Genomic DNA, 23,655 nt, shown 5'->3' on the forward strand with positions numbered 1-23,655 from the left:
CAGCGTGCATAATGCGCCCGACATCCAGGCGCCTCATGCATGACCGCACTTCTCGCTCCCCGCCGCCCCCGCTGGCGCAATCTCGCCCTGCTGGCCCTGTTGCTGGCGCCATTGCTCTGGCCGCTGCAGCAGCTCGCCGAGCGTTACTACCGCAACGAGCTGACCGAACAGAACCGTCAGACCCTGGACCTGTACGTCGCCAACCTGCTCGGCACGCTCAACCGCTACGAGGTGCTGCCGCGCATCCTCGGTGACCTGCCCGCGCTGCGCGCCGTGCTGCAGCAGGACTCGCCCCAGGTCCGCGACAACGCCAACCGGCTGCTCAAGCGCCTGCGCAACCAGACCAGCGCCGACGTGATCTACCTGATGGCGACCGACGGCAACACCCTGGCCGCTTCTAACTGGGACGAGGAAGACAGCTTCGTCGATCGCAACTTCGCCTTCCGCCCCTACTTCCGCCAGGCCATGGAGGGACGTCTTGGGCGCTTCTTCGGCCTCGGCACCACCTCCGGCAAGCGCGGCTACTACTTCGGCGCGGCGGTGCGCGACGGCGACCAGGTGCTCGGCGTGCTGGTGGTCAAGGTCGATCTCGATCACACCGAGACGCTCTGGGGCAGCACCCCGGAACAGCTGCTGGTGACCGACAATTTCGGCGTGGTGATCCTCACCTCGCGGCCCGACTGGCGTTTCCGCGCCACCCGCGGGCTGGGCGTGGACGAGCGCGAGCAGATCGCCTTCGATCAGCCCTACCCGACGCTCTACCCGCAGGACCTGACGCTGAATATCGACGCCTGGCTGATCCAGAGCCGCGAGCTGAAGGAGACCGGCTGGACAGTGCGCATCCTCGCGCCGGTCAGCCTGGTCGAGCGCCCGGTGCGCACCGTGGTCGCGATCGGCGCCGCCACCCTGCTGGCGCTGCTGCTCTGGCTCGGCCTGCTGATGCAGCGTCGCCGGCACTTCCTCGAACGGCTGGCGCTGGACAGCCAGGCACGCCAACAGCTGGAGCAGCGAGTGCTCGAGCGCACCCGCGACCTGGAGGCGCTGAACAGCCGGCTCAAGGTCGAGGTGCTCGAGCGCGAACAGGCCCAGCAGGAGCTGGTGCGCGCCCAGGACGAACTGCTGCAGGCCGGCAAGCTATCGGCGCTGGGCACGATGTCGGCGAGCATCAGTCACGAACTCAACCAGCCGCTGGCAGCGATCCGCAGCTATGCCGACAACGCCCGCGTACTACTCGACCATGAGCGTGTCGACGAGGCGCGCGACAATCTGCGGCTGATCAGCGAGCTGACCGCGCGCATGGCCTCGATCATCGCCCACCTGCGCGCCTTCGCCCGTCGCGATCAGCACGCACCGGAACGGGTCGCGCTGCAGCCGGCGCTGGACGATGCGCTGGCGCTGCTGGCCAAGCGCCGCCAGGCCATGGGCGTCGAGCTGATCCGCGACCTGCCGGACGCGACGCTGTGGGTGCAGGCTGGCGAAACGCGGCTGCGGCAGATCCTCGCCAATCTCCTGGCCAACGCTCTCGACGCCCTCGGTGAACGGCCCCAGCCGCGGCGCATCTGGCTGCGCGCCGAGCTGGAGGGCGACGGCGTGCTGCTGACCCTGCGCGACAACGGCCCGGGCTTCTCCGCCGAGGCGCTGCAGCGCGCCCGCGAACCCTTCTTCACCACCAAGACCAGCACCCAGGGCTTGGGCCTCGGCCTGGCGATCTGCGATACCCTCACCCGCGCCCTGGGCGGCGAGCTGCGCATGAGCAATCATGCCGAGGGCGGCGCCCAGCTCGGTCTGTTCCTGCGCAGCGCCGAACCCGGCGTGGCCTTTCCCACCGAGGACCATTTCCAATGAGCAGCGACACCCCGATCAGTACCCAGGCCCAGGTGGTGCTGATCGACGACGATCCGCATCTGCGCCAGGCACTGAGCCAGACCCTCGACCTGGCCGGGCTCAAGGTGGCCAGCCTGGGCGACGCCCGCGACCTGGCCGCACGCCTGCCGGCGGACTGGCAGGGGGTGGTGGTCAGCGACATCCGCATGCCCGGCATCGACGGACTGGAGCTGCTGCAACAGTTACGGGCACGCGACAGCGAGCTGCCGGTGATCCTCATCACTGGTCACGGCGACATCCAGCTGGCGGTGCAGGCCATGCGCGCCGGTGCCTACGATTTCCTGGAAAAGCCCTTCCCCAGCGAGGCGCTGCTTGACAGCGTGCGGCGTGCCCTGGCGCTGCGCCAGCTGGTGCTGGACAACCGCTCGCTGCGCCTGGCCCTGGCCGACCGCCAGCAGTTGTCGGCACGCCTGCTCGGCCAGTCCCGGGCGATGCTGCGCCTGCGCGAGCAGATCGGCGCATTGGCCGGAACCCAGGCCGACGTGCTGATTCTTGGCGAGACCGGGGCCGGCAAGGAGGTGGTGGCGCGCGCACTGCACGACCTGTCGAACCGCCGCAACGGCCCGTTCGTGGCCATCAACGCCGGTGCCCTGGCCGAGTCGGTGGTGGAGAGCGAGCTGTTCGGCCACGAGCCCGGCGCGTTCACCGGCGCGCAGAAACGCCGGATCGGCAAGTTCGAGTTCGCCAACGGCGGCACCCTGTTTCTCGACGAGATCGAGAGCATGAGCCTGGATGTACAGGTCAAGCTGCTGCGCCTGCTGCAGGAGCGCGTGGTCGAACGCCTCGGCGGCAACCAGTCGATCGCCCTGGATATCCGTGTCATCGCCGCAACCAAGGAAGACCTGCGCGTCGCCGCCGACCAGGGCCGCTTCCGCGCCGACCTCTATTACCGGCTAAACGTCGCACCCTTGCGCATTCCTTCGCTGCGTGAACGCAGCGAAGACATCCTTCTGCTGTTTCAGCACTTCGCCGAGGCCGCCGCCCAGCGCCACGGCCTGCCGGTTCGCGAACTGCAGCCCGAGCAGCGTGCCACGCTGCTGCAGCACACCTGGCCGGGCAACGTGCGCGAGCTGCAGAACACCGCGGAGCGCTTCGCCCTCGGGCTCGGCCTGGGCCTGGAGCGGCCAGGCAGCGAGCCGAGCGCCGACCTGGCCGGCGGCGGCAGCCTGGGCGAGCAGGTCGAAGCCTTCGAGCGCGCGCTGATCGCCGCTGAACTGAACCGTCCCCACGGATCGCTGCGCAGCGTTGCCGAAGCCCTCGGCCTGCCGCGCAAGACACTGCATGACAAGCTGCGCAAGCATGGCCTGAGCTTTACCGATGCTGGCGGAAGCTCGCCCGACGAAAACGACTAGATGGCGGAAATCCGCCATCCTTGACCGCCGCATCGAGCCTCGACTGCCAATCCCGTCCCTCCCTGCAATGCCAACCGCGGATGGCCTGCTCACCCCGCGCAAAGGTGCGACCTAGACGCGCTTGTTGGCAATTGGCCATTCAAACCTTCATCTATTGCTGGGTAAACTCGCTGGCTTCAGGTGCCTGCGCCAGCGGTTGGCACAGGCATTGCTCCTGAAACCCGATGAACCGGATGGATCGAGTCGCGATCGTGCATCGCATCCAGGCCATTGCGCCTAGACTTGCCCAGCTGGTTACTGCCGGGATGCCCCGAGGCCTCCCACCCACAACAAGAGGAAACATCAATGTTCAAACTGACTGCCAAGGCGCTGGCATGCGCCCTGTCGCTGAGCATCGCTGGTCTGGCCCACGCGGCTGACCCGATCACCATCAAGTTCTCTCACGTGGTCGCCGAGAACACGCCGAAAGGCCAGGGCGCCCTGATGTTCAAGAAACTGGTGGAAGAGCGTCTGGCCGGCAAGGTCGAGGTACAGGTTTACCCGAACTCCTCGCTGTTCGGCGATGGCAAGGAAATGGAAGCCCTGCTGCTGGGCGACGTTCAGCTGATCGCGCCGTCGCTGGCCAAGTTCGAACACTACTCCAAGGGCGTTCAGGTCTTCGACCTGCCGTTCCTGTTCGACGACATCGCAGCGGTCGACCGCTTCCAGCAAGGTGAAGCCGGCCAGAGCCTGCTGCGCTCGATGGAAGACAAGAACATCACCGGCCTGGGCTACTGGCACAACGGCATGAAGCAGCTGTCGGCCAACAAGCCGCTGCGCGAGCCGAAGGACGCCCGTGGTCTGAAGTTCCGCGTACAGGCTTCCGCCGTGCTGGACGAGCAGTTCAAGGCCGTGCGCGCCAACCCGCGCAAGATGAGCTTCGCCGAGGTCTACCAGGGCCTGCAGACCGGCGTGGTCAACGGTGCCGAGAACCCCTACTCGAACATCTACTCGCAGAAGATGCACGAAGTGCAGAAGTACATCACCGAGTCCAACCACGGTCTGCTGGACTACATGGTGATCACCAACACCAAGTTCTGGAACGGTCTGCCGGCTGACGTACGCGGCGAGCTGGAAAAGATCCTGGACGAAGTGACCGTCGCGGTGAACAAGCAGGCTGACGAGCTGAACCAGGCCGACAAGCAGCGCATCATCGACGCCGGCACCACCGAGATCATCGACCTGACTCCGGAGCAGCGCGAAATGTGGCGTGAAGCCATGAAGCCGGTCTGGAAGAAGTTCGAAGGCGAAATCGGTGCCGACCTGATCAAGGCCGCCGAAGCCGCCAACCAGGCTAACTAAGCCTTTGCCGAGGGGCGGCCACCCCGCTCCTCGGCTGTACCACCCAGCGATACCCGACAGCTCAGTGAAAAAACAAAGCCGCTAGCGAAGACCAGGCCCGCACCAAGGGCAGGAAGGCCATGCCGAGGTGATCCCGGGCTGGGCCGCTTCACTGGCCACAACAAGAGTTTTTCATTGCTCTGTCTCCCAGCCTGCCCCGGCTGGTTCACGGCGCACCTCCGTGCTGCCTTTCGATACAACCGCAGTCCATCGGGAGATGTCATCCATGAACGCCCTCTGGCGCGTCTGGGACCACTTCGAGGAAGGCTTCATCGCCTTTCTGCTGGCCGCCATGACACTGGTGACCTTCGTCTACGTGATCCTCAACAACCTCTACACGCTGTTCTACGACTTGGGCGACCGCTTCGAAGGCACCGCCGACTTCTGGTTCGCCATCGGTGACTTCATCATCGGTCTGGCCCAGTCCATGACCTGGAGCACCGCGCTGACCAAGGCGCTGTTCGCCTGGCTGATCTTCTCCGGCCTGGCCTATGGCGTGCGTACCGCCGGCCATATCGGCGTCGACGCGCTGGTCAAGCTGGCGCCGCGTCATATCCAGCGTGTCATCGGCATCATCGCCTGCCTGTTCTGCCTGGGCTACGCCGGTCTGCTGACCGTTGCCAGCTTCGAGTGGATCCAGACCCTGTTCATCGCCAACATCGGCGCCGAGGACCTGGGTCACATCGGCGTCAAGCAGTGGCACATCGGCCTGATCGTGCCGTTCGGTTTCGCCATGGTGTTCATCCGTTTCGCCGAAATTTTCGTGCGCATCCTGCGCAACGAGCAGACCGGCCTCGGCCTCGCCGATGAAGCGGCCGATGCGCTCAAGCACGGCGAAGAGGAGCCCAAGCAATGACCATCCTGTTCCTGTTCGTCGCCCTCTTCGCACTGATGTTCATCGGTGTGCCGGTGGCCGTTTCCCTGGGCCTGGCCGGTTCGCTGACCATCATGATCTTCAGCCAGGACTCGGTGCGCTCGCTGGCGATCAAGCTGTTCGAGACCTCCGAGCACTACACCCTGCTGGCCATTCCCTTCTTCCTGCTGGCCGGCGCCTTCATGACCACCGGCGGCGTGGCCCGTCGTCTGATCGACTTCGCCAATGCCTGCGTCGGCCACATCCGTGGCGGCCTGGCCATCGGTGCGGTGCTGGCGTGCATGCTGTTCGCCGCACTGTCCGGTTCGTCGCCGGCCACCGTGGCTGCGGTCGGCTCCATTGCCATCGCCGGCATGGTGCGCTCCGGTTACCCGCAGGCCTTCGGCGCCGGCATCGTCTGTAACGCCGGTACCCTGGGCATCCTGATCCCGCCGTCGGTGGTCATGGTGGTCTACGCCGCCGCGACCGAGACCTCGGTGGGCAAGCTGTTCATGGCCGGTGTCGTCCCGGGCATCATGCTCGGCCTGGCGCTGATGGTGGCGATCTATATCATCGCGGTGAAGAAGAACCTGCCGGCCCTGCCGCGGGCGAGCTTCCGCGAGTGGCTGAGCGCCGCGCGCAAGGCGATCTGGGGCCTGCTGCTGATGGTGATCATCCTCGGCGGTATCTACTCCGGCATGTTCACCCCGACCGAAGCGGCGGCGGTGGCGGCGGTGTATTCGGCCTTCGTCGCGCTGTTCGTCTACAAGGACATCACCCTGCGCGATTGCCCGAAAGTGCTGCTGGAGTCCGGCAAGCTGTCGATCATGCTGATGTTCATCATCGCCAACGCCATGCTGTTCGCCCACGTGCTGACCACCGAGCAGATCCCGCAGGCGATCACTGCCTGGGTGATCGAAGCCGGCCTGCAGCCGTGGATGTTCCTGCTGGTGGTGAACATCGTGCTGCTGGTCGCCGGAGCCTTCATGGAGCCGTCGGCGATCATCCTGATCCTGGCACCGATCCTGTTCCCGATCGCCGTCCAGCTGGGCATCGATCCGATCCACCTGGGCATCATCATGGTGGTGAACATGGAGATCGGATTGATCACACCACCGGTGGGGCTGAACCTGTTCGTCGCCTCGGCGGTGACGGGCATGCCGGTGACCCAGGTGATCCGCGCGGTGCTGCCATGGCTGGCACTGATGCTGAGCTTCCTGGTGATCATCACCTACGTGCCGTCGATCTCCCTGGCCCTGCCGAACTGGCTGGGCATGTAGCCCACCAGCACAGCCTTCCTGCTTTTCAGCCCGGCCTTCGCGCCGGGTTTTTTTTGGTTCTTCGCGGACTCTGGGGGAAGAGCGAGTTGACAGTCAGGGAAGCAGGTAAATTGGCAGTCGCCAAACACACCCTTCACCTGTCCCTGCTGTCGCCGTGCATCCTATTGATCTTGCCTCGTTCTGGCCAGGCTATGACGTCGTTGCCTGCCGTTCATCTGCCAACAACTCCCTTCTGATTGAGCTTGAGCCTCAAGCCGGTTCAGTGCCCAGGTGCGGGCGTTGTGGTCAGCTCAGCCCGTTGATTCACGAGCGCCGGATTCGTCTGGTGCGTGATCGCGATCTGTTCGATCAGCGCGTCCTGCTTCAACTACCCGTGCGCCGAGTCGATTGCCTGAACTGTGGTCGGGTGACCGAGCGGATCGACTGGCTGGAGCCTGCATCTCGCCTGACCCGGCGGTTACGGGTCTGGCTCGAAAGCCTGCTGCGGCTGCTGCCGATCAGCCACGTCAGCCGGCTCACCGGCCTGCACTGGCACACCCTCAAGACGCTCGATAAACGACGCCTGGAAGCCGAGGTAGGCACCTTCGATTCAAGCGGTGTCCGCCGGTTGGTGATGGACGAGTTCGCCCTGCACAAGGGGCATCGCTATGCCACGGTCATCATGGATGCCGAGCGAACACGGGTGCTGTGGGTCGGCCACGGCAACAGCCGTGAGGCGATCCGCCCGTTCTTTGAATTGCTCGGCGAGCACTGCCAGCAGATTGAGGCGGTGGCCATGGACATGAACACGGCTTTCGGCCTGGAGGTAAAGCAACATTGCCCGCAGGCCGAAGTGGTGTACGACCTGTTTCACGTCGTCGCGCGCTACGGCCGGGATGTGATCGACCGTATCCGGGTCGACCAGGCCAACCTCCTGCGCGAAGACAAGCCGGCACGAAAGGCGGTCAAGCAGAGTCGTTGGCTGCTGCTGCGAAATCGCGACAACCTGAAGGACGGACAGGCCGTGCAGCTACAGGAACTGCTCGCAGCGAACCAGCCGCTGGCTACGGTCTATGTACTCAAGGATGCCTTGAAGGATGTCTGGTACGCCCCCAGCGTACGAGAGGGTTGGCGACGCTGGCGAACCTGGCTGCGACATGCTCGCGAGAGCGGCCTCGCGCCGCTGCAACGCTTCGCTCGCAACCTGCGCAAATACGCCCGAGGCATCCTTGCCAGTGCTCACTTCCACATGCATACCAGCGTCCTTGAGGGTGTTAACAACCGCATCAAGGTGATCAAGCGCATGGCCTATGGATTTCGGGACTCGGAATACTTCTTTCTGAAAATCAAGGCCGCCTTCCCCGGGAAAGCGCGATGAACCTTTTTTTTGGTTCTTCGCGGACTCTGGGGGAAGAGCGAGTTGACAGTCAGGGAAGCAGGTAAATTGGTAGTCGCCAAACCAACCATCCACCTGTCCCTGCTGTCGCCGTGCATCCTATTGATCTTGCCTCGTTCTGGCCAGGCTATGACGCCGTTGCCTGCCGTTCATCCGCCAACAACTCCCTTCTGATTGAGCTTGAGCCTCAAGCCGGTTCAGTGCCCAGGTGCGGGCGTTGTGGTCAGCTCAGCCCGTTGATTCACGAGCGCCGGATTCGTCTGGTGCGCGATCGTGATCTGTTCGATCAGCGCGTCTTGCTTCAACTACCCGTGCGCCGAGTCGATTGCCTGAGTTGTGGGCGGGTGACCGAGCGGATCGACTGGCTGGAGCCTGCATCTCGCCTGACCCGGCGGTTACGGGTCTGGCTCGAAAGCCTGCTGCGGCTGCTGCCGATCAGCCACGTCAGCCAGCTCACCGGCCTGCACTGGCACACCCTCAAAACGCTCGATAAACGACGCCTTCAAGCCGAGGTAGGCACCTTCGATTCAAGCGGTGTCCGCCGGTTGGTGATGGACGAGTTCGCCCTGCACAAGGGGCATCGCTATGCCACGGTCATCATGGACGCCGAGCGAACGCGGGTGTTGTGGGTCGGCCACGGCAACAGCCGTGAGGCGATCCGCCCGTTCTTTGAATTGCTCGGCGAGCACTGCCAGCAGATTGAGGCGGTGGCCATGGACATGAACACGGCTTTCGACCTGGAGGTGAAGAAGCATTGCCCGCAAGCCGAAGTGGTGTACGACCTGTTTCACGTCGTCGCGCGCTACGGTCGGGATGTGATCGACCGTATCCGGGTTGACCAGGCCAACCTCCTGCGCGAAGACAAGCCGGCACGAAAGGCGGTCAAGCAAAGCCGCTGGCTGCTGCTGCGCAATCGCAACAACCTGAAGGACGGACAAGCCGTGCAGCTTCAAGAACTACTCGCGGCCAACCAGCCGCTGGCTACGGTCTATGTCCTCAAGGATGCGCTGAAGGATGTCTGGTTCGCCCCCAGCGTACGAGAGGGCTGGCGCCGCTGGCGAACCTGGTTGCGGCACGCCCGGGACAGCGGCCTCGCGCCGCTACAGCGATTCGCTCGCAACCTGCGCAAATACGCCCGAGGCATCCTCGCCAGTGCCAACTTCCACATGCATACCAGCGTCCTTGAGGGCGTCAACAACCGCATCAAGGTGATCAAGCGTATGGCCTATGGTTTTCGGGACTCGGAATACTTCTTCCTGAAAATCAAGGCTGCCTTCCCCGGGAAAGCGCGATGAACCTTTTTTTTCGCCGGGAGAAACCTCGGGCGGGGGGTCAGACCGCCAGCGGGTCGGCCGGGCGACGACGGAACCAGCCGGTCAGTGACAGGCGATCGGCCTGGGTGACCAGCACCTCGTGGGGAAACTCGCCGGAAAGAAACACCACCAAATTGCCGGCCAGTGGCGGCACGTCCAGCTGCGAACCGTCCGGCATGTGCATGCGCAGCTCGCCGGCATGGGCGGGCTGCCAGTCCGGATTCAGGTACAGCACGGCGGTCACCGAGCGGCTGTCGTCATCGCGAAAACGGTCCAGATGGGTCTGGTAGAAGGCACCCGGCGGATAGAAGGCGAAGTGGCACTCGAACTCCTCGAGTCCGAGGAACAACTCGCGGTTGAGCTGCTGGCGCAGACCATCCATGACTTCGAGATAGTCGTCGCAGACCGGCGACTGGCCGGGTTCCAGCCACTGGATATGGTCGCTGCGAATGCCTTCGCGCACCGCCTGGGCCTCGCCGCGGCCGACGCCGGCGGGGGCCAGCGCGCCCTCGGCCTCGCGCTTGCGGCACTCGTCGGCCAGCTTGTGGGTCACATCACTGGGAAGGAAAGAACTCTGCAGCGACCAGCCGCGCTCGGCCAGGTCGTCGATGATCGAAGAGAACTGCAAGGAAGTGACTCCGATGGGATACCGAACGAGTCTAGGGTCTGTTGAGACTCCGCCACAAGCAGCGATGCTGCGCCAAATGGCAGCAGCAACTCGCGCGCCTCGACAAGCACGCGTCGGGGCACGGAAAATGAACCGCCCGCCAGACAGGAGCTTCCATGCGCGCCCTCTTGACCTGTGTACTGCTGACCTTCAGCCTCGCCAGCTTCGCCGACACCTATGAAGAGCTCTACGAAACCGCCGGCTGGACCGAACAGCGGGCCAACTTCGCCGATGCCCTGACTGCCGCGCAGCAGCGCTACAAGGACACCCTGCCACCGGCGGTATTCCAGGCCCTGGTGACCAACAGCAATCGCCGCTTCGCCTCCCATGCCATCGACCAGCGGGCGCAGCGCGCGCTGCGCGAGCATCTGGCCGACCCGCAGCCGGCGCTGGAGTTCTTCCAGTCCCCGCTGGGGCGCAAGATCGTCTCGGCCGAGGTGCTGGCCGCACGCCGGGAACAGCTGGCGCGCCATACCGACGGCCTGCCGCGGGTGACGGCCGAAAGCAACCGGCAGTTGCTGATTCGCCATCTGGCCCAGGCCATCCCGGCCAGCGAGGCGGGTGCGGAAGTCAGCCTGGCGCTGGCCGGTGTCGCCGCCGACAGTCTCAGCCAGATGATTCCCGGCCTGTTGGGCGGCAATCAGGCGCAGAACCTGCTGAGCAGCCAGCGTCAGCGAATGATCCAGCAGATCGAGGCCGATCTGGACAATACCCTGCTCTACGTCTATCGCGAGCTGTCCGACGCGGAGCTGGAGGAGTACGTACAGTTCGCCCAGTCCGAAGCCGGCAAGGCCTATTACCAGGCCGCGCTGCAAGCCCTGCGTGCGGGCCTGGCGGTGGGCATGAGCGGCGCCGAGCTGGAGCCGCAGCAGGGTATCTGACCGCCGCGTCGGGCTATTTCAGGCGCTCGCGCAGAAAGTCGAAGTAGGCCCGGCGCAGCTCCTCGCGCTCGTTCACCAGATGGTGCCGTGCCTCCGGCAGACGCAGCACCTCGGCACCGGCAAATTTGCGCTGCAGCACCGGCAGGTTGTACTGCCAATCCACGGTCATGTCCGCCTCACCCTGCACGATCAGCGGAGCCTGAGCACTGTCCGCGGCCCGCTCGATGCGCGGAATCCAGCGCGACAGCGCACCGACCCAGGCGGTGGGCAGGATGTCCGGCTGCAGCGGGTCCTGGGTCTGCACGAACTCGAGAAAGCCGGGGTCGCTGGAGTTCTCGCTGAAAGTCCGCGGAATCTGCTGAACGAAACGCCGCACCAGCTCGTAGCTGATGCGCGAGCGCAGCCAGGCCCGCGGGCGAACCAGCGGCGCCAGCAGGATGGTCCGCCCGAGGTCGTCGAGCGGCTCCTGATGCAGCAGATGATCCAGCGCAATGGCGCCGCCGGTGCTCTGGCCCAGCAGATGCCACGGCCGTGGCAGATCGAGCCGACGGGCCTGCTCGAACAGTCCGGAAAGCACCGCCTGGTACTCATCGAATTCGTTGATGCTGGCGCGCGGCCCGCTGGACAGCCCATGGCCGGGCAGGTCGCAGGCGAGCACCGCAAAACCCATCTCCAGGCCCCAGTCGACCACGTGCCGGTACAACCCCATGTGATCGTAATACCCATGCAGAACCAGCAGACTGGCGTGCGGCTGCTCGGGCCACCAGGCCTGGGCGACGACATCGTAGTCGTGCACGCGAAAGCGTCCGAGACGCCGCTGCACCTTGCCCCGGTGTGGCAGGTCCAGCCCGTAGTAGGCCTGATAGTGCAGCGCCTCGGCCGAAGCCTCGGTGGCCTCGCTCAGGGCGGGCAGGCTGTTGCGCAATCGATCGGGCTGGATGAGCGTGGACATCGACTTTCTTCGGCTGGCTGGGACTCCGGATATTCAGCTCTGCAGCGCGTCATGGCAAGCTTGCGCACCCAGCCAGGAACCTGCCATGAGCGCACGTCGCAAATACCTGATCGCCGCCCTGATCGCCCTGCTCTGGGGCGCCGCCATGCTCGCCGCGTTCTGGTGGTTCGAGGCGCGCTACCTGCGCACCTTCGAGGGCGAGCGCGCCGAACTCTTCTCCGGCGACGCCCTGCGCCTGCCCGCCGCGCTGCAGGGCCCGGGGCCGGTGCGCTTCGTGCATTTCTGGGACCCTGGCTGCCCGTGCAACGTCGGCAACCAGCAGCACCTGCAGGAGTTGCTGCAGCGCTTCGCCGGTCAGGCCGTGGACTTCTACGAGGTGCGCAAGCCCGGCAGCAAGGGTCGCTTGCCGCAACCGCTGGCGGCCTTGAAGCCACTCGACGGGCTCATTGGCGCCGAGCAGCTACCGGCCAGCCCGGCAGTTGGCATCTGGGACCAGAGCGGCGAACTGGTCTACATCGGCCCCTACAGCGAGGGCGCGGTGTGCACCTCGGACAACAGCTTCGTCGAGCCGATCCTCGACGCGGTCCTTGCCGGCCGCAAGGTACGCGCAACCCATTCGCTGGCGGTGGCCTGCTTCTGCGACTGGCAGCGGTGAGGCAAGGATCGCGGCCTCGCATGCTGGGCGATGGACGGGATGAGAAAGGGCGCATCAATGCGCCCTTTCTTTGTTGCTCAAACCTTAGCTATGCGCCGAGGGCGGAACCATCACCTTGCGGCTGTCGATCACCTGGCGCCAGGTGGGATTGCTGTTGCTCTCGTCCATCGCCTGCTGCATGGCGCGGATGCGACGCTTCTCGGCACGCCGGGTCAGGTACCAGGCGAGGAAGGTCGCCAGCGACACGCTGAGCAGGATCAGGCTGGCCACGGCATTGATCTCCGGCTTCACGCCCAGGCGCACGGCGGAGAAGATCTCCATCGGCAGGGTGGTCGAGCCGGGACCGGAGACGAAGCTCGCCAACACCAGGTCGTCCAGCGACAGGGCAAAGGAGAGCATGCCGCCCGCCGCCAGCGACGGCGCGATCATCGGCATGGTGATCAGGAAGAACACCTTCCACGGCCGCGCGCCGAGGTCCATCGCCGCTTCTTCGATGGACAGGTCCAGCTCACGCAGACGCGCCATCACCACCACCGCGACGTAGGCCGAGCAGAACGTGGTGTGCGCGATCCAGATGGTCACCAGGCCGCGCTGGGCCGGCCAGCCGACCAGTTGCGCCATGGCAACGAACAGCAGCAGCAGGGACAGACCGGTGATCACCTCGGGCATCACCAGCGGCGCGGTGACCAGCCCGCCGAACAGCGTGCGGCCACGGAACACCGGGATGCGCGTCAGCACGAAGGCGGCCATGGTGCCCAGCGCCACCGCGGCGACCGCGGTGTACGCGGCGACCTCCAGCGAGCGCATCACCGCGCCCATCAGCTGCGAGTTGTCGAGCAGGCCGGTGTACCACTTCAGCGACCAGCCACCCCACACCGTCACCAGCCGCGAGGCGTTGAACGAGTAGATGACCAGGATCACCATCGGCAGGTAGATGAACAGCAGGCCAAGGACCAGGATCAGGTTGGAAAAGCTCCAGCGTTTCATAGCTTGCCCTCCAGCGCCTTAGCCTGGTTCCGGTTGAACAGGATGATCGGGATCAGCAGGATCGCCAGCATCACCACCGCCAGTGCCGAGGCCACCGGCCAGTCGCGGTTGTTGAAGAACTCCTGCCACAGCACCTTGCCGATCATCAGCGTCTCCGGGCCGCCGAGCAGCTCGGGAATCACGAACTCGCCCACCACCGGAATGAACACCAGCATGCAGCCGGCAATGATGCCGTTCTTCGACAGGGGCACGGTGATCTTCCAGAAGCTGGTGAGGTTGCGCGCGCCCAGGTCGGAGGCGGCCTCCAGCAGGCTCGGGTCGTGCTTCACCAGGTTGGCGTAGAGCGGCAGGATCATGAACGGCAGGTACGAATAGACCACACCGATGTACACCGCCACGTCGGTGTTGAGGATCTGCAGCGGCCGGTCGATCAGGCCCATGCCCAGCAGCAGGCTGTTGAGCAGGCCATTGCTGCTTAGGATGCCCATCCAGGCGTAGACACGGATCAGGATAGCGGTCCAGGTCGGCATCATGATCAGCAGCAGCAACACGGTCTGCAGATCCTTGCGCGCGCGGGCGATGGCATAGGCCATGGGGTAGCCGATCACCAGGCAGAGCAGCGTGCTGAAGAAGGCGATTTTCAGCGAGCCCAGATAGGCGGCCAGGTACAGCTCGTCCTCGCTGAGGAAGATGTAGTTACCCAGGTTGATCAGTACCTGCAGCTGCTGCTCGGCGTAACGGAAGATTTCCGTGTACGGCGGAATCGCCACGTCGGCCTCGGCGAAGCTGATCTTCAGCACGATGGCGAACGGCAGCAGGAAGAACAGGAACAGCCACAGGAAGGGCACGCCGATGACCAGTCGGCGTCCGGTATTCAAGGGCGAGCGGCTCATGCCTGCAGCACCACGCCGCTGTCATCCCACCAGTAGACGTACACCTCTTCCTCCCAGGTCGGCAGTTTCACATGGCGCTCGGCGTTGGCCATGAAGGCCTGCAGCACACCACCGGACGGTAGCTTGATGTAGTACACCGAATGACCGCCCAGATAGGCGATGTCGTGCACGACGCCCTTGGCCCAGTTGTAGCCCGGACGCTCCAGTTCCGGCAGCTCGGTGCCGATCAGCAGCTTTTCCGGGCGCAGGGCGTAGGTGATGTGCTTGTCCTGCGCACGGGTGCTGATGCCGTGGCCAACGTAGATCGGATTGTCCAGCCCGGGCGAGGCGATGATCGCGTGGTCGCCCATGTCCTCCACCAGCTCGCCCTCGAACAGGTTGACGTTGCCGATGAACTCGCAGACCAGGCGACTGGCCGGCGTCTCGTAGATGTCCATCGGGCTGCCGACCTGGGCGATCCAGCCCTGATGCATGATGGCGATGCGCTCGGCCATGGTCATGGCCTCTTCCTGGTCGTGGGTCACCATCACGCAGGTCACGCCGACGCGCTCGATGATCTGTACCAGTTCCAGTTGCATCTGCGAGCGCAGCTTCTTGTCCAAGGCGCCCATCGGCTCGTCGAGCAGCAGCAGTTTCGGGCGCTTGGCCAGCGAGCGCGCCAGGGCGACGCGCTGGCGCTGGCCGCCAGAGAGCTGATGCGGTTTGCGCTTGGCGTACTGGGTCATCTGCACCAGACCGAGCATTTCCTTGACCCGCTCCTCGATCTCGGCCTTCGGCAGACCGTCCTGCTTGAGACCGAAGGCGATGTTCTGCTCAACGGTCATGTGCGGGAACAGGGCATAGGACTGGAACATCATGTTGATCGGCCGCTCGTACGGCGGCATGTCGGTGATGTCCTGGCCATCCAGGAAGATGCGCCCTTCGGTGGGTCGCTCGAAGCCCGCCAGCATGCGCAGCAGGGTCGACTTGCCCGAGCCGGAACCGCCCAGCAGCGCGAAGATCTCGCCCTGATGAATGCTCAGCGAGACGTCATCGACCGCCACCGTTTCGTCGAACTTCTTGGTGACGCGATCGATCTTCAGCAGCACCTGCTTGTTCTTGCTCTCGCCACTGAGGGCCTTCTTGTAGGCGCTGGAGGCAACGGCCATGCGCGAACTCCCGAAATGAAAAAAGTTGGCCGGCCAGAGCCGGGCTATCTATGAGTCGTTGCTACGGGCGCGTCGTCAGACGCACCCTTCAATGTCCTTCCCGCGTCACGGCCGCCATGGGGCGCTCGACGGGTCGGGCTCCGGGGTTCACTTGCCGGATTTCACCTTGGTCCAGGTGCGGGTCATCAAACGTTGAATCTTGAGCGGCAGCTCGGCCGAGACATACAGACGGTCCAGTACTTCCTGCGGCGGATATACCGAGGCATCCTCACGGACTTCCTGATCCATCAGTTCGCTCGCCTTGAGATTGGGGTTGGCGTAACCGACGTAGTCGCTCACCGCGGCAATCACCTCGGGGCGCAGCAGGTAGTTGATGAATGCGTGGGCTTCCTCGACGTTGCTGGCATCGGCGGGGATCGCCAGCATGTCGAACCAGAGGTTGCCGCCCTCCTTGGGAATGGCGTAGGCAATCTCGATGCCCTTGCCGGCTTCCTCGGCGCGGGCGGCGGCCTGGAACACGTCACCGGAGAACCCGGCGGCGACGCAGATATTGCCATTGGCGAGATCGGAAATGTACTTCGACGAGTGGAAATAGCGCACATGCGGACGCACGGCCAGCAGTTTCTCCTCGGCCTTCTGGTAGTCCGCAGCATTCTCGCTGTTGGGGTCCAGGCCCAGGTAGTTGAGCATGGCGGGAATCATCTCGTCCGCCGAGTCCAGAAAGGCGATGCCACAACTGGCAAGCTTCTTCGCATTTTCAGGCTCGAACAGCACCGACCAGGAGTCGATCTTGTCGACGCCAAGCGCGGCCTTGACCTTTTCGACGTTATAGCCGATGCCGTTGGTGCCCCACAGATAGGGCGCCGCATGGGCATTGCCGGGATCGTTCTTCTGCAGCTGCTTGAGCAGTGACGGATCGAGGTTTTCCCAGTTCGGCAGCTTGCTCTTGTCCAGCTGCTGGAATGCACCGGCACGGATCTGCTTGCCGAGGAAATGGTTGGAAGGCACCACCACGTCATAGCCGCTGCGGCCGGCGAGCAGCTTGCCTTCCAGGGTTTCGTTGGAATCGAAGACGTCATAGACCGGCTTGATACCGGTTTCCTTCTCGAACTCTTCCAGCGTCGTTTCGCCGATGTAATCCGACCAGTTGTAGACGTGCACCGAGGCGGCCTGGGCGGTGGCCGCACCGGCGACGGCGGCGGCGACGATCAGCGACTTGAGGGTCGAGCGCATGGGATGAGTCCTCTTCTTTTGCGGCCGCGCATGATCCCGGCGGGAAAGGCGGGCTATTTATTGGAAAAACCTCTGAAAATCAACAAATTTGAGATGACGAAAGCGGTCGGCGCGATGCATGCGCAGACGCAGGGGCTTGCGACGGGCAGCGGGGAAGTCGTTGTCATTGTTGTTCCTCGCATTGGCAGCGCCGGTGCGAACCTCACGGCACCGGCGCTGCCGGTCGATTGGCCGGCTTTCACGACGGGCGCGAGCCCGGCGCGAAAGCCTGGCGGTATCAACGTCCGGACTTGATCTTGGTCCAGCTGCGGGTCATGGCGCGCTGGGTCTTCGGATCCAGATCGGGGAAGGTGTAGAGCTTCTGCAGCACCGCCTGGCTCGGGTAGATGCCCTCGTCGGTACGGATGGCTTCATCCAGCAGCGGAGTGGCCGCGGCGTTGCCGTTGGGGAACTGCACGTAGTTGGTGATGGAGGCCATCACGTCCGGCTTCATCAGGTAGTTGAGGAAGACGTGGGCGTTCTCGACGTTCTTCGCGTCGGCCGGCACCGCCAGCATGTCGAAGAAGCTGCCGGCACCTTCTTTCGGAATCTTGTAGCCGACGTTGACGCCGTTGGCCGCTTCCTCGGCGCGCGACTTGCCCTGATAGATGTCGCCGGAATAGCCGATCGCCACGCAGATGTTGCCGTTGGCCAGATCCGAGATGTACTTGGACGAATGGAAGTAGGCGACGTGCGGGCGGATCTGCATGAACAGGTCTTCGGCCTTCTTCAGCTCATCGGCCTTGCCGCTGTCGGTCGCGTAGCCGAGGTAATGCAGCGCCGCCGGCAGCATCTCGGTGGGCGAGTCGAGGAAGGCGACGCCACAGGACTTCAGCTTCTCGATGTTCTCCGGCTTGAACACCAGGTCCCAGGAGTCCACCGGCGCGTTGTCGCCCAGCGCGGCCTTGACCTTGTCGACGTTGTAGCCGATGCCGATGGTGCCCCACATGTAGGGAATCGAGTACTGGTTGCCCGGGTCGCTCGAATCCAGCGCCTTGAGCAGGTCCTTGTCGAGGTTTTCCCAGTTCGGCAGCTTGGACTTGTCCAGCTTCTGGAACACACCGGCCTTGATCTGCTTGGCGAGGAACGGGTTGGACGGCACCACCACGTCGTAACCGGAGCTACCGGCCAGCAGCTTGGCTTCCAGCACCTCGTTGCTGTCGAAGACGTCGTAGACGACCTTGATGCCGGTTTCCTTGGTGAAATTCTCCAGGGTGTCTTCGGCGATATAGTCGGACCAGTTATAGACGTGCAGCACCTTTTCCTGGGCCTGCGCAGCCCCGGCAACGGTGCCGGCCAGCGTCATGGCAAGTAGGGTCTTGGCGAAGGGATTCATCCGTGCAGCTCCTGTTTGTCATCATTAATGTCGGGGCAGTGGAACAGGCCATGTACCGCGCGGCGGCCTGGCGGTGTGCCGGCTCGACACACCCCTGGGCAGGTCTGGCCTTCAGCACGCGCGCAGTCTGGCAAGGTCGGGGCCGTCTTTTCAACAACCCGAACGCACACGGCCGGCATTCGTCAACCTTAGCCCAGCCAGCGCCGGCCGCACCGCTCAGCCCAGCACATCCTTGGCTGTCGCATCCAGACACAGACGCACCTTGCCGATCAGCTCGTCGATCTGCTCCTCGCTGATCACCAGCGGCGGCGAGATGATCATGGTGTCGCCGACCGCGCGCATCACCAGGCCGTTGCGGAAGCAGTGCTCGCGGCAGCGCATGCCCACGCCGGCATCAGCGAAGCGTTCGCGGGTCTTCTTGTTCTTCACCAGCTCCAGCGCGCCGAGCAGGCCGACGCCGCGGGCTTCGCCCACCAGCGGATGCTCGACCAGTTCCTGCCAGCGGGATTGCAAATAGGGTGCCGTCTTGCTCTTCACCCGCTCGACGATCTTCTCCTCGCGCAGGATGCGGATGTTCTCCAGCGCCACCGCGGCGGCCACCGGGTGCCCCGAATAGGTGAAACCGTGATAGAACTCGCCGCCCTCGTTGAGCGTCTGCACCACTTCGTCGCGCACGATGACCCCGCCCATGGGGATGTAGCCGGACGTCAGGCCCTTGGCGATGGGCATCAGATCGGGCGCGAGACCGTAATAATCGCTGCCGAACCACTCGCCGGTACGGCCGAAGCCGCAGATCACCTCGTCAGCGATGAAAAGGATGTCGTAGCGCGCGAGGATTTCCTTGACTCGCGGCCAGTAGCTGGCCGGCGGAATGATGACGCCGCCCGCGCCCTGGATCGGCTCGGCGATAAAGGCAGCGACCTTGTCCTCGCCGACTTCGAGAATCTTCTGCTCCAGCTGATCGGCGACACGCACGCCGAACTCCTCCGGACTCATGTCACCGCCTTCGCCGTACCAGTAGGGCTGGTCGATGTGCTCGATGCCGGGAATCGGGAAGTCGCCCTGCTCGTGCATGGCCTTCATGCCGCCGAGGCTGGCACCGGCGACGGTGGAGCCGTGGTAGCCGTTCCAGCGGCCGATGATCACCTTCTTCTCCGGCTGACCCTTGACCGCCCAGTAATGGCGCACCATGCGCAGCACCGTGTCGTTGGACTCGGAGCCGGAACCGGTGAAGAACACATGGTTCATGCCGGCCGGGGCAATGTCGGCGATGGCCTTGGCCAGGGCCACGGCGGGCGGATGCGCGGTCTGGAAGAACAGGTTGTAGTAAGGCAGCTCGCGCATCTGCCGGGTCGCCGCCTCGATCAGCTCTTCGCGGCCATAACCGACGTTGACGCACCAGAGCCCGGCCATGGCGTCGAGGATCTTGTGCCCCTCGCTGTCCCACAGGTAGACGCCGGACGCCCGGGTGATGATGCGCGTGCCCTTGGCGTTGAGCGCCTTGTAGTCGGTGAAGGGCGGCAGGTGGTGGTCACGGCTCAGCGCTTGCCAGTGCAGGGTTTGCGAATCGCTCATCAGTCACCTCTTAGCCAGTATTGTGGGGTCGGTGGACCGGCAACGGGCCGGCCCACCCTGCGCTTGCTTACACCGAGAGCATCAGGAATTCCCGCTCCCAGGAGCTGATCACCCGGTGGTAGTTCTCCTGCTCGGCGCGCTTGACCGCGACGTAGCCGGTGATGAATTTCGGGCTCAGGTACTTCTCCAGCTCGCGGCAGGTTTCCATCCGCTCCAGCGCCGCTTCCAGGGTCAGCGGCAGGCGCAGGTTGCGCCGCTCGTAGCCGCGGCCCTTGACCGGCTGGCTCGGTGGCAGCTGCTCGACCATGCCGATGTAGCCGCACAGCAGGCTCGCGGCGATCGCCAGGTAAGGGTTGGCGTCGGCGCCTGCCAGGCGGTTCTCGACACGGCGGTTCTGCGGATCGGAATCCGGCACGCGCAGGCCCACGGTACGGTTCTCTTCGCCCCATTCCACGTTCACCGGCGCCGAGGTGTCCGGCAGGAAGCGGCGGAACGAATTGACGTTGGGCGCGAACATCGGCAGCAGCTCGGGGATGTATTTCTGCAGGCCGCCGACGTGGTGCAGGAACAGCTGGCTCATGGAGCCGTCGTCGTTGGAGAAGATGTTGCGCCCGGTGTTGAGGTCAATGACGCTCTGGTGCAGGTGCATCGCGCTGCCCGGCTCGCCGGTCATCGGCTTGGCCATGAAGGTGGCGGCGACGTTGTGCTTGAGCGCCGCCTCGCGCATGGTGCGCTTGAACACCAGGATCTGGTCGGCCAGGTGCAGCGCCTCGCCGTGACGGAAGTTGATCTCCATCTGCGCGGTGCCTTCTTCGTGGATCAGGGTGTCCAGATCCAGACCTTGAGCCTCGCACCAGTCGTACATGTCCTCGAACAGCGGGTCGAATTCGTTGGCGGCGTCGATGGAGAACGACTGACGCCCGGTCTCCTGTCTACCGGAACGGCCGATCGGCGGCTGGAACGGCAGGTCCGGGTCCTCGCAGCGCTTGGTCAGGTAGAACTCCATCTCCGGCGCGACGATGGGCTGCCAGCCACGATCGGCATACATCTTCAGCACACGCTTGAGGATGTTGCGCGGCGACAGCTCGATAGGATTTCCCATCTTGTCGTAGGTGTCGTGGATCACCTGCGCGGTGGGCTCGATGGCCCAGGGCACGAGGAACACCGCGTTCGGGTCGGGCCGGCAGAACATGTCGATGTCCGCCGGGTCGAGCAGCTCGTAGTAGATGTCGTCCTCGACGTAGTCACCGGTCACGGTCTGCAGCAGCACGCTTTCCGGCAGGCGCATGCCCTTCTCGTCGAGAAACTTGTTGGTCGGTGAAATCTTGCCGCGGGCGATCCCGGTCAGGTCGCTGATCAGGCATTCCACTTCGGTGATCTTGCGTTCTTTCAGCCAGCCGGTGAGCTGGTCGAGCTGGATACTCATGTTGACCTCGGGTTGCTGGAAAATGGCCGTACAGGGTCGGCCTCAGCGTTGTCGTGCGCGTGCCTGGCAGGCCTCGGCGAAGCCGCGGAACAGCGCCAGATAATGTGGATGCGATTGGACCTGCCATTCCGGATGCCATTGCACGCCAAGGGCGAAGCTCTGCGCAGCCTCGACGGAAAATGCCTCGATCAGCCCGTCGGGAGCCAGCGCCTCGATGCGCAGACCAGCGCCGAGACGCTCGACACCCTGCCCATGCACCGAATTGACCTGGATCTGCGCCGGCAGGCCAAGGCGCTCGAGCAGCCCACCAGGCTGCACGTGCAGCGCATGGCTGAGGCCGTACTGCACCTCCAGCGGATCGTCCGGGCGCTCGCGATGGTCCTGATAGGGCCCGGCTTCGTGAACCTTCTGGTGCAGGCTGCCGCCAAACGCCACGTTCATCTCCTGGAATCCTCGGCAGATGCCGAACACCGGAATGCCGGCATCCACCGCCGCGCGAATCAGCGGCAGGGTGAGGCGGTCGCGAAACGGATCGTGATGGGTGCCCGGCTCGCTCGCCGGGCCGCCATAGTGATGCGGCTCGACATTGGACGGCGAGCCGGTGAACAGCAGGCCGTCGAAGCTTTCCAGCAGCGTTGCCGGATCGATCAGCTCGTCCAGCGCCGGGATCACCAGCGGCACGCCGGCGATCGCCGCGGCACGCAGGTACTTGTCGCCGGCGATATGAAAGCTGTGGTGGCCGATCTGCTTGGTACAGGCCGATACGCCGATCAGAGGCTTGCGCGACATGGGATACTCGTCGTTCGAATGGGGCATATCGGAGAGTAGTCTTGTTCATTTTTATAGACAATAGCCCGAACTTCAGCCGCGTGCGCGACGCTCGACACACACGGCAGATGCCCCAAAAAAGGCCCAGCATGGGCACTCATGGGGCGCTGGCCGGCTACTATTGACAGTGAACAGGCTTTTCGATTGACTCCCAGACAAGCATCTGATGATTGAAATTTTTAACAATTAAGGTAATTCATCATGGCCCCGCCGCGTGCCGTTCAGCTCAACGAAGCTAACGCATTTCTCAAGGAACATCCGGAGGTTCAGTACGTCGATCTGCTGATCACCGACATGAACGGAGTCGTGCGCGGCAAGCGCATCGAGCGCGCCAGCCTGCACAAGGTCTACGAGAAGGGCATCAACCTCCCCGCCTCGCTGTTCGCCCTGGATATCAACGGCATCACCGTGGAAAGCACGGGCCTTGGCATGGACATCGGCGACTCCGACCGTATCTGCTTCCCGATTCCCAACACCCTGTCCAAGGAACCCTGGCAGAAGCGCCCCACCGCGCAACTGCTGATGACCATGCACGAGCGCGACGGCGCACCGTTCTTCGCCGACCCGCGCGAGGTGCTGCGCCAGGTGGTGAGCAAGTTCGACGAGCTGGGCCTGACCATCTGCGCCGCATTCGAGCTGGAGTTCTATCTGATCGACCAGGAGAACATCAACGGCCGGCCACAGCCGCCGCGCTCGCCGATCTCCGGCAAGCGCCCGCACTCGACCCAGGTCTATCTGATCGACGACCTGGACGAGTACGTCGACTGCCTGCAGGACATTCTCGAAGGCGCCAAGGAACAGGGCATCCCGGCCGATGCCATCGTCAAGGAAAGCGCCCCGGCGCAGTTCGAGGTCAACCTCCACCACGTCGCCGATCCGATCAAGGCATGCGACTACGCGGTGCTGCTGAAGCGGCTGATCAAGAACATCGCCTACGACCACGAGATGGACACGACCTTCATGGCCAAGCCTTACCCGGGCCAGGCCGGCAACGGTCTGCATGTGCACATCTCGCTGCTCGACAAGAATGGCAACAATATATTCGCCACCGACAATCCGCTGGACAGCCAGCCGCTGCGCCACGCCATCGGCGGCCTGCAGCAGACCATGGCGGCCTCGATGGCTTTCCTCTGCCCCAACGTGAATTCCTATCGCCGTTTCGGCGCTCAGTTCTATGTGCCCAACGCGCCCTGCTGGGGCATGGACAACCGCACCGTGGCACTGCGCGTGCCGACCGACAGCCCGGACGCGGTACGCATCGAACACCGGGTCGCCGGTGCCGACGCCAACCCCTACCTGCTGCTCGCCGGCATTCTCGCCGGGGTGCACCACGGCCTGACCAACAAGATCGAGCCGGATGACCCCATCGAGGGCAACTCCTACGAGCAGGTCGAGCAGAGCCTGCCGACCAACCTGCGCGACGCCCTGCGCGAGCTGGACGACAGCGAGATCATGGCGCGCTACATCAGCCCGGACTACATCGACATCTTTGTCGCCTGCAAGGAGAGCGAACTGGCCGAGTTCGAACACTCGATCTCGGACCTTGAGTACAACTGGTATCTGCACACTGTCTAACCGCAGGCCCGCGTGCAGCGGGG

At 64.2% G+C, this 23,655-nt stretch carries 21 protein-coding genes; 11 read left to right on the plus strand and 10 right to left on the minus strand.

What is annotated here, in order from left to right:
- Positions 1-39: 39 nt before the first annotated feature.
- From P5703_RS21665 to P5703_RS21695, 7 genes are all read left to right on the plus strand, one after another.
- Positions 40-1,845 carry a sensor histidine kinase gene (locus tag P5703_RS21665; RefSeq protein WP_279643064.1) on the plus strand — a complete coding sequence of 602 codons (1,806 nt, stop codon included), beginning with the start codon at positions 40-42 and terminating at the stop codon, positions 1,843-1,845.
- Positions 1,842-3,236, plus strand: a complete 1,395-nt coding sequence (locus tag P5703_RS21670) for a sigma-54-dependent transcriptional regulator (protein WP_014595359.1) — start codon at positions 1,842-1,844, stop codon at positions 3,234-3,236. The genes P5703_RS21665 and P5703_RS21670 overlap by 4 nt, the downstream gene beginning before the upstream one ends.
- A 345-nt stretch (positions 3,237-3,581) precedes the next feature.
- Complete coding sequence (gene dctP / locus P5703_RS21675; protein ID WP_013981241.1) at positions 3,582-4,577, plus strand: C4-dicarboxylate TRAP substrate-binding protein DctP; 996 nt, start codon at positions 3,582-3,584, stop codon at positions 4,575-4,577.
- A 265-nt stretch (positions 4,578-4,842) separates the two neighbouring features.
- Positions 4,843-5,472, plus strand: coding sequence for a TRAP transporter small permease (locus P5703_RS21680; RefSeq protein ID WP_011911327.1), 630 nt, complete (start codon positions 4,843-4,845; stop codon positions 5,470-5,472).
- Positions 5,469-6,749 (plus strand): C4-dicarboxylate TRAP transporter large permease protein DctM, encoded by a 1,281-nt coding sequence (dctM, locus tag P5703_RS21685; protein WP_011911326.1) that lies wholly within the window; start codon positions 5,469-5,471, stop codon positions 6,747-6,749. The genes P5703_RS21680 and dctM overlap by 4 nt, the downstream gene beginning before the upstream one ends.
- Before the next feature lie 154 nt (positions 6,750-6,903).
- On the plus strand, positions 6,904-8,106 hold the full coding sequence (locus tag P5703_RS21690) for an ISL3 family transposase (RefSeq protein ID WP_285585726.1): 1,203 nt from the start codon (positions 6,904-6,906) through the stop codon (positions 8,104-8,106).
- 110 nt (positions 8,107-8,216) lie between these two features.
- Entirely contained in the window at positions 8,217-9,419 is a 1,203-nt protein-coding gene (locus tag P5703_RS21695; protein ID WP_161612779.1) for an ISL3 family transposase, read from the plus strand.
- Positions 9,420-9,456: 37 nt separating this feature from the next.
- On the opposite strand, the gene P5703_RS21700 is transcribed toward P5703_RS21695, so the two are convergent.
- Positions 9,457-10,065 carry a 2OG-Fe(II) oxygenase gene (locus P5703_RS21700; protein WP_014595358.1) on the minus strand — a complete coding sequence of 203 codons (609 nt, stop codon included), beginning with the start codon at positions 10,063-10,065 and terminating at the stop codon, positions 9,457-9,459.
- 155 nt (positions 10,066-10,220) lie between these two features.
- On the opposite strand from P5703_RS21700, the gene P5703_RS21705 reads away from it, so the two are divergent.
- A complete protein-coding gene (locus P5703_RS21705) occupies positions 10,221-10,985 on the plus strand; it encodes a DUF2059 domain-containing protein (RefSeq protein ID WP_125460276.1) in 765 nt (254 codons plus the stop codon).
- 13 nt (positions 10,986-10,998) lie between these two features.
- Here the strand turns inward: P5703_RS21705 and bipL are convergent, their stop codons facing one another.
- Positions 10,999-11,937, minus strand: a complete 939-nt coding sequence (gene bipL / locus P5703_RS21710) for a phospholipase BipL (protein ID WP_011911323.1) — start codon at positions 11,935-11,937, stop codon at positions 10,999-11,001.
- 85 nt (positions 11,938-12,022) lie between these two features.
- Between bipL and P5703_RS21715 the strand changes: the two genes are divergently transcribed.
- Positions 12,023-12,592 carry a DUF6436 domain-containing protein gene (locus P5703_RS21715; RefSeq protein WP_125460277.1) on the plus strand — a complete coding sequence of 190 codons (570 nt, stop codon included), beginning with the start codon at positions 12,023-12,025 and terminating at the stop codon, positions 12,590-12,592.
- Positions 12,593-12,676: 84 nt separating this feature from the next.
- Here the strand turns inward: P5703_RS21715 and P5703_RS21720 are convergent, their stop codons facing one another.
- From P5703_RS21720 to P5703_RS21735, 4 genes are all read right to left on the minus strand, one after another.
- Positions 12,677-13,579 (minus strand): ABC transporter permease subunit, encoded by a 903-nt coding sequence (locus P5703_RS21720; RefSeq protein WP_011911321.1) that lies wholly within the window; start codon positions 13,577-13,579, stop codon positions 12,677-12,679.
- Entirely contained in the window at positions 13,576-14,457 is an 882-nt protein-coding gene (locus P5703_RS21725; protein WP_201267797.1) for an ABC transporter permease subunit, read from the minus strand. The genes P5703_RS21720 and P5703_RS21725 overlap by 4 nt, the downstream gene beginning before the upstream one ends.
- 11 nt (positions 14,458-14,468) lie before the next feature.
- On the minus strand, positions 14,469-15,620 hold the full coding sequence (gene potA, locus P5703_RS21730) for a polyamine ABC transporter ATP-binding protein (RefSeq protein WP_011911319.1): 1,152 nt from the start codon (positions 15,618-15,620) through the stop codon (positions 14,469-14,471).
- A 147-nt stretch (positions 15,621-15,767) separates the two neighbouring features.
- Positions 15,768-16,853, minus strand: coding sequence for a polyamine ABC transporter substrate-binding protein (locus P5703_RS21735; RefSeq protein ID WP_279644705.1), 1,086 nt, complete (start codon positions 16,851-16,853; stop codon positions 15,768-15,770).
- A gap of 3 nt (positions 16,854-16,856) precedes the next feature.
- Between P5703_RS21735 and P5703_RS21740 the strand changes: the two genes are divergently transcribed.
- Positions 16,857-17,147, plus strand: a complete 291-nt coding sequence (locus tag P5703_RS21740; RefSeq protein ID WP_020308588.1) for a hypothetical protein — start codon at positions 16,857-16,859, stop codon at positions 17,145-17,147.
- On the opposite strand, the gene P5703_RS21745 is transcribed toward P5703_RS21740, so the two are convergent.
- The 4 genes from P5703_RS21745 to P5703_RS21760 all read right to left on the minus strand — a co-directional run bounded on the left by P5703_RS21745 (position 17,131) and on the right by P5703_RS21760 (position 22,018).
- A complete protein-coding gene (locus P5703_RS21745) occupies positions 17,131-18,228 on the minus strand; it encodes a polyamine ABC transporter substrate-binding protein (RefSeq protein WP_011911317.1) in 1,098 nt (365 codons plus the stop codon). The genes P5703_RS21740 and P5703_RS21745 overlap by 17 nt on opposite strands.
- A 216-nt stretch (positions 18,229-18,444) precedes the next feature.
- On the minus strand, positions 18,445-19,803 hold the full coding sequence (locus P5703_RS21750; protein WP_011911316.1) for an aspartate aminotransferase family protein: 1,359 nt from the start codon (positions 19,801-19,803) through the stop codon (positions 18,445-18,447).
- Positions 19,804-19,870: 67 nt separating this feature from the next.
- Complete coding sequence (locus P5703_RS21755; protein WP_011911315.1) at positions 19,871-21,229, minus strand: glutamine synthetase family protein; 1,359 nt, start codon at positions 21,227-21,229, stop codon at positions 19,871-19,873.
- Between the two features lie 42 nt (positions 21,230-21,271).
- Entirely contained in the window at positions 21,272-22,018 is a 747-nt protein-coding gene (locus P5703_RS21760; protein ID WP_017245996.1) for a gamma-glutamyl-gamma-aminobutyrate hydrolase family protein, read from the minus strand.
- 240 nt (positions 22,019-22,258) lie between these two features.
- On the opposite strand from P5703_RS21760, the gene P5703_RS21765 reads away from it, so the two are divergent.
- Positions 22,259-23,632 carry a glutamine synthetase family protein gene (locus tag P5703_RS21765; protein ID WP_011911313.1) on the plus strand — a complete coding sequence of 458 codons (1,374 nt, stop codon included), beginning with the start codon at positions 22,259-22,261 and terminating at the stop codon, positions 23,630-23,632.
- Positions 23,633-23,655 lie beyond the last annotated feature (23 nt).

The sequence above is a fragment of the Stutzerimonas sp. FeSN7 genome, assembly GCF_030263795.1.
GTDB lineage: Bacteria > Pseudomonadota > Gammaproteobacteria > Pseudomonadales > Pseudomonadaceae > Stutzerimonas > Stutzerimonas stutzeri.

Coding starts and splice junctions, on each gene's coding strand:
- P5703_RS21665 (WP_279643064.1), top strand. CDS start 40: ATGACCGCACTTCTCGCTCCCCGCCGCCCCCGCTGGCGCAATCTCGCC.
- P5703_RS21670 (WP_014595359.1), top strand. CDS start 1,842: ATGAGCAGCGACACCCCGATCAGTACCCAGGCCCAGGTGGTGCTGATC.
- dctP (WP_013981241.1), top strand. CDS start 3,582: ATGTTCAAACTGACTGCCAAGGCGCTGGCATGCGCCCTGTCGCTGAGC.
- P5703_RS21680 (WP_011911327.1), top strand. CDS start 4,843: ATGAACGCCCTCTGGCGCGTCTGGGACCACTTCGAGGAAGGCTTCATC.
- dctM (WP_011911326.1), top strand. CDS start 5,469: ATGACCATCCTGTTCCTGTTCGTCGCCCTCTTCGCACTGATGTTCATC.
- P5703_RS21705 (WP_125460276.1), top strand. CDS start 10,221: ATGCGCGCCCTCTTGACCTGTGTACTGCTGACCTTCAGCCTCGCCAGC.
- bipL (WP_011911323.1), bottom strand. CDS start 11,937: ATGTCCACGCTCATCCAGCCCGATCGATTGCGCAACAGCCTGCCCGCC.
- P5703_RS21715 (WP_125460277.1), top strand. CDS start 12,023: ATGAGCGCACGTCGCAAATACCTGATCGCCGCCCTGATCGCCCTGCTC.
- P5703_RS21720 (WP_011911321.1), bottom strand. CDS start 13,579: ATGAAACGCTGGAGCTTTTCCAACCTGATCCTGGTCCTTGGCCTGCTG.
- potA (WP_011911319.1), bottom strand. CDS start 15,620: ATGGCCGTTGCCTCCAGCGCCTACAAGAAGGCCCTCAGTGGCGAGAGC.
- P5703_RS21735 (WP_279644705.1), bottom strand. CDS start 16,853: ATGCGCTCGACCCTCAAGTCGCTGATCGTCGCCGCCGCCGTCGCCGGT.
- P5703_RS21740 (WP_020308588.1), top strand. CDS start 16,857: ATGAGTCCTCTTCTTTTGCGGCCGCGCATGATCCCGGCGGGAAAGGCG.
- P5703_RS21745 (WP_011911317.1), bottom strand. CDS start 18,228: ATGAATCCCTTCGCCAAGACCCTACTTGCCATGACGCTGGCCGGCACC.
- P5703_RS21750 (WP_011911316.1), bottom strand. CDS start 19,803: ATGAGCGATTCGCAAACCCTGCACTGGCAAGCGCTGAGCCGTGACCAC.
- P5703_RS21755 (WP_011911315.1), bottom strand. CDS start 21,229: ATGAGTATCCAGCTCGACCAGCTCACCGGCTGGCTGAAAGAACGCAAG.
- P5703_RS21760 (WP_017245996.1), bottom strand. CDS start 22,018: ATGTCGCGCAAGCCTCTGATCGGCGTATCGGCCTGTACCAAGCAGATC.
- P5703_RS21765 (WP_011911313.1), top strand. CDS start 22,259: ATGGCCCCGCCGCGTGCCGTTCAGCTCAACGAAGCTAACGCATTTCTC.